This is a genomic window from Neptuniibacter sp., assembly GCF_024231755.1.
GTDB lineage: Bacteria > Pseudomonadota > Gammaproteobacteria > Pseudomonadales > Balneatricaceae > Neptuniibacter.
In genome coordinates this window covers 1-10,211 of record NZ_JAAEQH010000312.1, presented here as the reverse complement: position 1 = coordinate 10,211, position 10,211 = coordinate 1, and the positions used below count along the sequence as shown (strand labels likewise).

Genomic DNA, 10,211 nt, shown 5'->3' with positions numbered 1-10,211 from the left:
AGAGCCTTTTCGCCAGTGATTTATCCGTGGCGATGGCTATAGTGAATGTATCGGATCCGACGTAGGGTATCTCTAGTTCTTCAAGGATCGCGGCTTCTACCAGGCTGGAAACGTTAAAGACAAGGTCAACTTGTAAAGCCTCTAGATCGTTGATGAAATTGGGTCCCCAACGAATCTGGTAGACGCTATAGCCGGCTTTAGTTAACGCTTGTTCGTGATGTTCTACCTCGGCATCTGTCTCGTCGACGACATTGTCGGCGCCGATGAGCTTTTCTTGAATTGCAAAGTTTCCTCGTTTCTTGTTCAATAGGCCGATTCTCAGTTTTGCTGTTCTAGTTCGCATTTTGTTGTATCCTCCTCTTGCTTTTGCCGCCCAACGGCCCGGCGGATAACGTAAAGCATCACCCGCCTGTGCGGGTTTGCAAAGTGTACTTTGTGTTTCACTGGAACCCACAACCCCAAAACCACTTGCGGATTTGGCGCGCGATAGCACAGGTCGGGTGGTCGGGTAGCCAGGGGCCATTGCTGGCCCCCAGCCCCCTAAGAACGGTGCGTGCGACTTTCACCGCACACCGCTCAAGCCGCTACTAGCGCCCTTTTCACGGGACGCGGCTTTGATACGACCAAACGTTGGCTGTGGACTTGGCGATGGCAATTCAGGTGTAGCAGTACCAGGTTGTCTAGCTTGTCCTCTCCCCCTTCGACTCGTGGTCGGATGTGATGGGTATCCCACTCATCCATCTCAGTGAGCATCTCCCCGCAGATGGGACATTGTCCTTGTTGTTCCAACCACAGTTGGAGTGTTTGCCTTTTCCCTCTGAGACTCTCTCTGGTTTTCCATCTCAGTCGTTTTTCAAAGTAGTGCTCCCACTCCGGGTCATACGGGTTGGCTGCTCCTTTGATTTTCCGATGCCTCATGATGGGGGTTTGGGCCGCTGAGTACATATATACCTGTCTCATCGTTCCATCGCCGTTCCGAACCTTTCCACCGAATACCCAGTTCCGCGTGCCGACCGTCTTGAAGTACTTTTGTTTGATCCAACGCCAACTCTTTCGGCGGTGTTTCTTCCGTGCCCAACGGCGTACCATCCGGTGGATATGCCAATCCATTTTGTTAAACGTCGCCTTGCTGACGACGTGACAATGGTAATTGCTCCATCCCCGGATGACCGCGTTGAGTTGGATGATCAACGGCCCCGCCTGAGTTTGTGGATTGGCTTTCAGGATGGCCTGAATCTTCGTCAGTAGAGCCTTCATACTGCCGTCCGATGGTCGGATGAGCAACTTTTGACCATACTTGCGCAGGTTTTGTCCCAAAAAGTCAAAGCCCGTGTCGATGTGCGTGATATGGGTCTTGGTAACTGAGAGTTTGGCTTCCCGTAAGGTCAGAAACGTCTCTACCACCGGTCGTACCTCATTCTCCAGTAGTTCTGCCGTTGTGCCGGTAACGATAAAGTCATCCGCGAAGCGAACCAGATGCACCTTGTTCTGGCTGCGCTTTCTCTGCGTCGGGCCGAACCGCTGTATCAGTTCTGTTTCCAGTCCATCTAGCGCCATATTCGCCAGGATAGGTGAAATGATCCCGCCTTGCGGTGTTCCACTTTTCGTCGCGTGCCATTGACCTTGCTCTACGTATCCTGCTCTGAGCCAACCTCGCAGTAGACTCTTGGGTAACGGGATATGAGTTAACAGCCATTCGTGCCCCAGTTCATCGAAGCACGCCTGGATGTCTCCTTCCAACACCCATTGGGCCGATGTCCGTCTGGCTAGCACCCCGAAGCATCGTTCGATAGCGTCTGCCGGTGACCTCTCTCGTCGAAAGCCGTACGAGTTTGGATCGGCCCCGGTTTCCGCTATTGGGTCGAGTGCCAGTGCGTACAACGCCTGCATTGCTCTGTCCTTCATCGTTGGAATACCCAAGAATCTGTTTCCACCGTTTTTCTTCGGTATCGCCTTGCGCCTCAACGGTTGGGGGCGATAGCCTTTGGTTCGCAACTCTGCCACTGCTTGCGCCTTTTGGTGTGGTGTGTTCCATACTTCACCATCCACTCCTGGCGTTCGCTTACCTCGATTGGTCGTCACTCGCTTCGTCGCCAATGCTCTGGCACTCTGCGAGCGGGTCAGGATGAATTGCAATGCTCGTACCTTGCGTTTCTTCCCTTCCTTTTTTGCCTTCACGATACGTGCCTGAAGACGACGCACGTTCCGGTGGGCCTTTTTCCAGTCAATGTCGTGCCAGGCCACCGGTTCACGCAGGCTCGCGCCAGCGACCGCTACGGTCGCTCCCTTTTCTACGAATTCCTGTTTTTGCATCTCCATCAAGTTTCTCGTGACGAGAGACCCGGTGGAAGTCTGCCCACTTTCGTGTGAGGTAATGTTGCCGTATGGAAGGCGCAACCTCTATCCGCCTCGTTACAAGACAGCATTCGCTTTCTCCACCATCCTTTACCCGCAGTCCCATCGACTTGCCTTGCGGCTTGCTTTCCCCAAGAGGGGAGAACTACGGGCTTACCACGTTCCGCTCATGTACCTGCGCGATTTAGGTCCCTCCTCTACACCGGGGGTACACCATCTGCGATAGACGGCGCATGAGCGCCTATTCCTGCCCCCTCACCTTTTGGTCCAAGCGTTCCAGCCTTGCGGGCCGTTCAGCCCTTTACGCTTGTTCTAACTCTCGACGCTTACAGAGGTTCACTTACGTTGACCATATCGCGCAACCCTGGCCGCCTTAACCGCCTAGTGCTGGCAGTAACAGTTTCTACTCACGTTTCCACTGCCGCCCTGATGGGCGTGGCGGCTTTGTCCCGGCAGCTTCACACCCCGCCGTTGCCAGCGACGCATGTGCCGGTAGGGTACGGTTGGCAGAACAACCGGTTGCATCACTTTTTCAAGGTACAACAGCTACACAAACAGCCTCGTGTCGCACCATGCAGGGTTGGGCGGCAAGCCCGTTCTTGTCCTTCACGCTTTGCGGGCAAACAGCCATAGGAAAGGCACATCGCGGCCTTGTTCCACCTGGGTCTCGACGGTGGTTTCAAAAAGCTCAAATCCCGCCTCCGTGACCATTTGCTTCATTGTTTCTGGGTCATAGCAACTGAAGAACATGGGCACGCCCAACCATTCACCTATCGCGTCATCGTATTCACCGGCCTCAATGCTGATCAACAGCAAGCCCCCCGGTCGTAGCCATTCGTGGGCACGCCGCAAGATTGCCCCGTGCTCCTTCCGCGGGATATGCTCCAAGGTGTAGAAGGAGACCACAGCATCGAAAGATGCCGCGGCGAACTCTACGGAACCAGCATCACCGTGCATAAAGCAGCCACTGGGAACGTTCTGGCGCGCAAGGTTGATCTGGGCCTGAGAGATGTCGACTCCTGTGACCGTGTGCTCCTTCGAGATCTCGATATCTGCCGGATCGCCTGACCCACAACCCAGATCCAGGACAGATGAGCCGGGTCCAAGGCTGTCCAACACCTTTTTGAGCCAGCGCATTCGTGGCCACTTTGCTCCCCCTTCAAGACAAGCATAGTCATGGGCTACGTGGTCGTAGCCTCGCTCAACCAGCCGTCTTGGATCGCCAGAGTCCGACAGATCGTCCATGTGTAGCTCCTTCAGTTGCCTCAGAGTACCTGGGCGCGTCATTGCCGCATAACGGCCCGGTTCAGCCGCCGGGCGGTTGCGGCGTGAGCATGTTCGCAACAGAGCTAAGCAAAATGCGCGTGGAGATGCTGAATTCGCGCAAGATAGCCCGGTCGTGCAACCCGTGTTAGCGGGCTTGCCCTATACTTTGGTTATACTTTCCACCAATGTGGTTCCAAGTGTGAGCAATCTGACGGCAGTTGCGAATCTAACTCTTGAAAATAAGACCTTATTAGCCTGATGAATGTTTGACAAGCTCCATCGTCAATAGTTACTTTGCCATCTTGTATGTCAAGATTGGGATCTTGATTTATGAACGTGGCTAACTGATCATTGTTCGAGTCTATTGTTCCCAAGTGATGAACAAGTCTATTACATAGCTCGCCATATCGTAATAGTTGTTCCCACCCTGCTATTTCCGAAATGTTAATTGCTGTCAGTTTGCTGGTATACTGCTTATATTTTCGAATTCCCATACCCCCGAGATCATCAACTGATATTGGTATCGTATGTAACTCTTGGAAACATTGACATCTGTTTCAAAGACCTTTCTCCAAAATAGAACAAGCAGACACTATGAAAGAATTACGGAGCAACTCGGAAAAGATACTTGACTGTACAAGTAGATACTCACTTTGTAACTGCTCAGCCTATGCTCAAAAGAACCAAATTCAAGTGTATTTTACAGGATAAACAGGATTCACAGGATAAAATCATCGCGTAAAATCCTGTGCATCCTGTATATCCTGTGAATTCTTCCAAAAGAGCGGCCAGACTGAGTAGTTACCTCACTTTTAGATGGAAAATCAAAATTGACGATTTCATCGTCACCAAGGAAAGAAAAATATCCAGTTGTTCATTCAGATGACTTTACCAAGACTTTGGGTAGTGTTCAAAAACCGTCCTTTTCGGACAGTTTTTCAGCTCAACTCGCTGGACACTTTTGCTCCAAGCTGTTCACAACTCGTGGAGCGCTGGACACATTTTTCCGGAGCAAAACTGCCAATTTCGGGCTCGAAACTAGCGTTTTGCTCTCATTTTTAGCCTTTCAGAGCCTTAAACTTGCTTCAGATGGCTCCCATTGGATATCATAAGTGTCTGGTTGAGTGTCCAATGTTTGAGCAAAAGTGTCCAGTGTGAAACCCTAGTACATTCGTTCGGTTTGAACACTACCAGACTTTGGCCCGGTCTGGATGGAAATGCGGCGCGCGCAGCGTTAGGTGGGGGTTTCCAACCGCACCCTTTCGGTATGTGCGGAGGCCTCGTGATTCCACCATAACCCACGTTTCCGTAAGCCAGGAGTTATTCTTTATTGTTGGCCGAAAGCTGCTCCCGCAAAAAAGGCAACAACCCTCGACTAGCTCACCGGAAGCTTGCGCTTCTTTTCTTTTTTCGACCGCCTTTTTTCCTTGATGGTTTGCCGCGGTTTTTTCTTGTCCCCTTTTTTCTTCTTGTCCCTTCCTTTACTCATTAGATACCTCCTACATTGGTTGCATGGTTGTGCTGGCCGAAAAGCGCGTCCGTTCCAGAGTCGCGTCCATTCGTCGGGGAGCCTCCCCTCGCTTTTGGGGGGGAGAGCGATGCCGACGAACTCTTATTTATCCCAGCTTTCTCTCCCATAAAACCCCGAAACGACATATTATGCCAGCTTTTTCTGGCATAAACCCTTTCCAGGGTGTTTTATGCTGGTTTTTGACTGCATATCCTTCCTTTTCGAGTATTATGCAAGCTTTCCGTCCGTATAAAATCCAGGTAGAATCAAAAACAACACCCACCCAATTATACCCCCCAACCCCCACCGCGCAACCCCCACCACAGCCCAACCATTCCCCTCACCCGTCCGCGACGGTCCCAATCTCTTCCTCCGTCAAGCCATATAACTCGTGCACCAACCCGTCTATCTGCCGGTCGGCGGCATCGATCTGGCGCTGGTACAGGCGAACCGACGGTTCGTACTTGTCGGCGGGGATGGCGGCAGCGGACAGCTTTTGGTGCATCGGCAGTATGCGCTACTCCCCACGCACCTGCACGTTGCGCGCGTCCCAACCCAACACTTCCAGCAAGGGGTCAATGAACTCGGCCCGCACGCGGGCCTCTTTTTAGTCGGGCCGCTTGTACTCGCTCAGGTTGTGCTCGAAGCGGTCGATCAATTGTAGGACTTACTTGGGTGGGGTCATTTTGGGTTCCTTGGATGATGGTTGTGCTATCGCTCATATAAAGAAAGTGCTTGACTTAAACCATAGGCTCTTATCTGAGCCATACGATCAATTACGTCCAGGCAACGTGATTGAATATTCTCATCCTCCTGGTTTTGACTATATACCCGAATAACAAGTTTGCTAATTGTACTCGAGTCTATAGTGGCTCTCGTCCGTATATCACCCGCATCAATGTCTGTCTGTTCAAGAAATTTCTCACATATAAGAATAGTGACCTCAGGTAGTCGTGCGGTAGTATTCTCACAAACACGAAAAAAACCGTAACGGTTAGTCGCAAATGCCTTGCTGTTGACAAATGCTTCAACAAGTTCAGTGTATTCTCCCAACTCATCCCCTTTAAACCTGTCAAAACAATGAGATGCTGCGGTTTGTACTGTTTCATAAGGTGAATCAAATAGCTTAATAAGAGACTCTTCACAGTACGCACGGAACTGCGAATCCCTTAGATTAGTGGCGAAAACCTCGGCTGCTCCAATCTGTTGGGCCTCACCCGATAGATAACTTTGCGCAATTGGAATTGCTTCCTCTTGATCGAGGGAAGCCAAACATATCTGACGAGTTCCTGCGGTTGCTACCCCCGTAATATGTGATTGAAGCATCTTCACCAGGATTGGCTTCAATGGTTCAAAATGGGTTGAAGTTGCATAAAACAAAAAACGTTCGACGTATCTTGTCCCTAATAAAGTCTCCTCATCTTTACAAAGCGTCACAAAAAGCTCCACAGCGACATCTCGATCATAATTAAGTACCGCCACAAGAGTTTCTGCAACGCACGCTTTTACAGCAACAGAGGGGTCTTTGACAAGCCTTTGTAATATCGGCAAAAAGTAACTGCATCTTTCTGGATCTGAGAAAATTAGAGTAGCAATTGCTTTTGAAGCCCTTCCCCGTACTGAATTAATCCCGTTTATCAAAATGCTTTCAGGCTCATCAGAATCTTTATCTTTTATGGTTATATTCGGATGACCTGGTTCAGGATCTGGGTCTTCTGTTGCGTACCACGCAAGAATCTCAAATAGTTCCTTTGGAAAATTGGGCTGGGAGGGTTTTTTGGCTATGAGGTCTGCAATAGAACGACCACATGGACGATCTGGAAGATTATGACAACGTTTATACACTTTGAGCAAAGTTCCTGGCTCTAGACCAACACTTGAGACACCTTGTAAAATGGCATTAAAATAAAGCCAATGCGTTTTATCTGGGAATTTCAATAGCAGATTGGCAAATCGACTCGGTTCTGTTTGAGCCGGTTTAATGAGTAAACCCGCTAAACTTCTGGCTCTGGCAACTGTCTGACCCGTTGGAAGCTGTCGAAGTCCTTCCTCATTGTATCGCGCTATAGCTTTAAGCCATTGGTCATCAGTCATCTTTTCAGTTGCCGTTTCGGGAATTGGTGGCGGAACTCGTCTGACTTCTATTATCTCTGGCGGTTTGTCGATAGCATCAACATCAAACTTGCCGCTACGTCGATGCTCCCCTAATCGCCCAATGACCTTTTCAGAACGGCGAGCGGATACAATCGCTTCAAGCAGTACAAACTGAGTATATCCGAATCTCTTGTATCTGTAGGCCCATTCATCACGCTCAGAGTCAGGATAATAATTCAAAAGCATATCTTCAAGCTCGTTTAGATGAGCCTGAGAGCAGTATGGGGTAACTGCGGCAATTAATTCTCGGGTTGCCTAACAATTATGTCTCCTATAGCCTGTCTGAAGACGGATAGGATTTTCTAGCAAATAATCAATTGCAGTATTTGCGAATGAACTTGCATTTGCGGTGTAACCCCGAATCAACAAAAATTGAATTGTCTCATAATCAAGCTTGGCTAGTTCATCGGTGATACTTGCAAAAGTTTGAGGCTGTTCTGACCCCACAAGGCAAAATGCTGTTTCCATTGCATACAAAAGGACAGTATCAATACTATGCGCTTTTCCAAAGGGCCGATAATACCAGACCTGATCTTGTCCAGGCAAATTACCATCTTCTAGTAAATTTAGCTGTATTACCCGCAACATAAACGGGAGAAATTGTTCTATAAATGCAAAAGGCGCACCACGGGCACTTTCAGCGAATACGTGGTCATATGATCCGCTGGAGAATACCCTGTATTGAGGTAATTGAAAAGGATTAGATACACCTTCAGCAAGACTAAGGGCCAATAACCGATCTAAACGATGACGAATTACTTCACAGGCCCATTCAGGATTCTCTTTTGGAAGTAAGTAAATCAAACTCCAGAAATCACTGTTGATTGCAACCCCCTTAACATCATCTAATAAGCCCGAGTCAATGAAATGCAAGTACAAATCAAGAAAGCGACGGCCTTTACTCAATTCTGCAAAATGCATCAAATAAATTAGCCGATTATTCCACTCTTCGGATTTATCCACAAAAGGTTCTACCAATTCGGCTACTAAATCAGGGTCTTCTTTTTGAACGCTTCTTAGAAGAGTGACAGCGCGATTCACCTGTTCTTTGTTATCATCGGTGAGCCATTTTTGAATCAGCCCGAGTGAATGAACTCGTCGGACCCAAGCCACAGAACCATACAACGTAAGCCAAACTGGCTCGACTAATAGGTCATCACCATCTTCTAAAATTTGTTCAAGAATTTCCCATTCTTTCTTCATCGGATTTTCAAGTCGAGCCAAAATTGCAAAAACTACTGACTTGATGTGAAAACGAATGTTCGGATGACATAATAATTCTCGAACAGCTTCAAGGTAGCGTGAATTACTACCAAAATTTGCATCTCGTTCATAAGTTAAGATTTGTCGAACTTGTGCTCTTCGAAAGAGGTGTTGCTCGCTCTTCAGAAGCATAGTTATTAACTGATGCCCTCTAGCTCCAAACCGCCGGGCAAAAGCATAATCAAAGAAACTCTCGTGGAAGAAAAGATAACGTTGTTGCTCATAAATTAAAATATGTTCAGAGGTCATATATTCAGCATCATCTGAACAGCCGACATCTTCAACTACTCGTCTTGGTGCGTAAAGAACCTGATGTTCGCTCATAAAGCTACAGAGGCTATCTATTACATTTTCCCATTTAACAGATTGCCCTCCTCGGCGGTCACGGATTACTCTCCTTTTATAATCCCAGTAGCTATCATATAAATCTCTAGTGGTATCGAATGATAAGGCTTGATCTTGTATATTTTCAGAAATACTCGCCAACAAACTCAAATGCAAAGGAATAGATAACAACTCTAACTGTTCCTCATTTAGCTGTTTGGCATCTATATTCAGTTTCTCTAAAGTCTCTCGGACAATTTCTTGGTTCAAAGGATTAACTTGAACAATTTGAGCTATTCCATTTTCGTCAGTAAGGTGCCGAAACCTTGCGTCATTTTGTAGATCGAATTCGCGACAGGCCAGCAAAACATACATATTAGGGTGAGCGCGTGTCTCCTGTACGATTTCATCAATGCAATTAAAAAATTGTGGATGCCGTCCTGAAACTAAACTGACAGCATCAAGTTGATCAATAAATAAGACACATTTTTTCCCTTGTGCAACTGCTGCTAATACATTTGCAGGTGAACCGGGCAAATTCAGTTGATCTCCCACTGCTTTGGGAAACAACACTGGATCAAGCTGATCAACCCGAAATGCTAAGAATGGACAACTGTCCTTTTCTATGGCGATTGCCAATAAGTTTATTACACCACTCTTCCCAACACCAGCATTCCCCACAAGCATAATTACACGCTTACTACTGGATGAATTGAGTATTTCCAAGACTTGGTTAGCTTCTTTACGAGGAATTGGATCTCCAGCAATAGCATCTCGACGGAGAGGATTTAAGTAAGCTTGGTTGCGCGAGTCCACAGCAGCAAGAACGTAATGGTCATTAGCCCAATCTCGACGTTTATAGCTCCTGCTCTCAAGATGCTGCCAGATGTCAAAAGCTGTTAAAACATTGCCCACTTTATTCAAAGCAAGTTGGGCAAGAATATCGGATATGGTAGCAGCATCTCCATCAACCAACACTGCCAAACGGTTTTCTACTATCTTTTGTAGTTGTCTTTCACTGATAGTTTCAACGTATATTCGCTTTAATACATCAAAAGCTTGATCGGGTGTACAATGATTCCAGTAACTTAGTAGCTCTGAAAAGAATTTATTGTAATCCTCAGTATTCAAATATGCTTGCTGAAATTCTTGGAAACCTGATGAACGTCTCGCTCTATTGCTTAACTCATCCAGTTGAAATTTATTTTCAGCATAGCAAAACAGGTATGTCGCGAAAAGCACCTTAACAATCCAATTTTTGGGTGCAGAACTGCCCAACAGAGGCAAAATCGGAAAATCGAAACTGCGATCTGATAGGTTGCGAACTGCCAGACGTAGT

Annotated in this window: 6 protein-coding genes; 1 reads left to right on the top strand and 5 read right to left on the bottom strand. The window is 47.7% G+C overall.

The genetic code is table 11. The annotated features are described in order from the left end of the window. The 3 genes from GY843_RS18350 to GY843_RS18340 all read right to left on the bottom strand — a co-directional run. A partial coding sequence (locus tag GY843_RS18350) for a hypothetical protein (RefSeq protein WP_297311801.1) occupies positions 1-523 on the bottom strand: 523 nt, incomplete at its 3' end. Positions 524-576: 53 nt separating this feature from the next. Beyond that, entirely contained in the window at positions 577-2,313 is a 1,737-nt protein-coding gene (gene ltrA / locus GY843_RS18345) for a group II intron reverse transcriptase/maturase (RefSeq protein WP_297311799.1), read from the bottom strand. A 648-nt stretch (positions 2,314-2,961) separates the two neighbouring features. After that, positions 2,962-3,600 carry a class I SAM-dependent methyltransferase gene (locus GY843_RS18340; RefSeq protein ID WP_297311797.1) on the bottom strand — a complete coding sequence of 213 codons (639 nt, stop codon included), beginning with the start codon at positions 3,598-3,600 and terminating at the stop codon, positions 2,962-2,964. A gap of 1,922 nt (positions 3,601-5,522) precedes the next feature. On the opposite strand from GY843_RS18340, the gene GY843_RS18335 reads away from it, so the two are divergent. Then, the gene (locus GY843_RS18335; protein ID WP_297311795.1) at positions 5,523-5,795 is read left to right on the top strand and encodes a hypothetical protein; all 273 of its coding nucleotides are present in this window, start codon (positions 5,523-5,525) and stop codon (positions 5,793-5,795) included. 47 nt (positions 5,796-5,842) lie between these two features. On the opposite strand, the gene GY843_RS18330 is transcribed toward GY843_RS18335, so the two are convergent. Together GY843_RS18330 and GY843_RS18325 are read right to left on the bottom strand one after the other, a co-directional pair. Next, positions 5,843-7,465, bottom strand: coding sequence for a hypothetical protein (locus GY843_RS18330; protein WP_297311793.1), 1,623 nt, complete (start codon positions 7,463-7,465; stop codon positions 5,843-5,845). Between the two features lie 75 nt (positions 7,466-7,540). Beyond that, on the bottom strand, positions 7,541-10,211 hold a 2,671-nt coding region (locus GY843_RS18325; RefSeq protein ID WP_297311792.1), incomplete at its 5' end, for an ATP-binding protein.

Excerpts from the sequence above, each read along its gene's own strand:
- GY843_RS18340 (WP_297311797.1), bottom strand. The coding sequence starts at position 3,600 with ATGGACGATCTGTCGGACTCTGGCGATCCAAGACGGCTGGTTGAGCGA.
- ltrA (WP_297311799.1), bottom strand. The coding sequence starts at position 2,313 with ATGCAAAAACAGGAATTCGTAGAAAAGGGAGCGACCGTAGCGGTCGCT.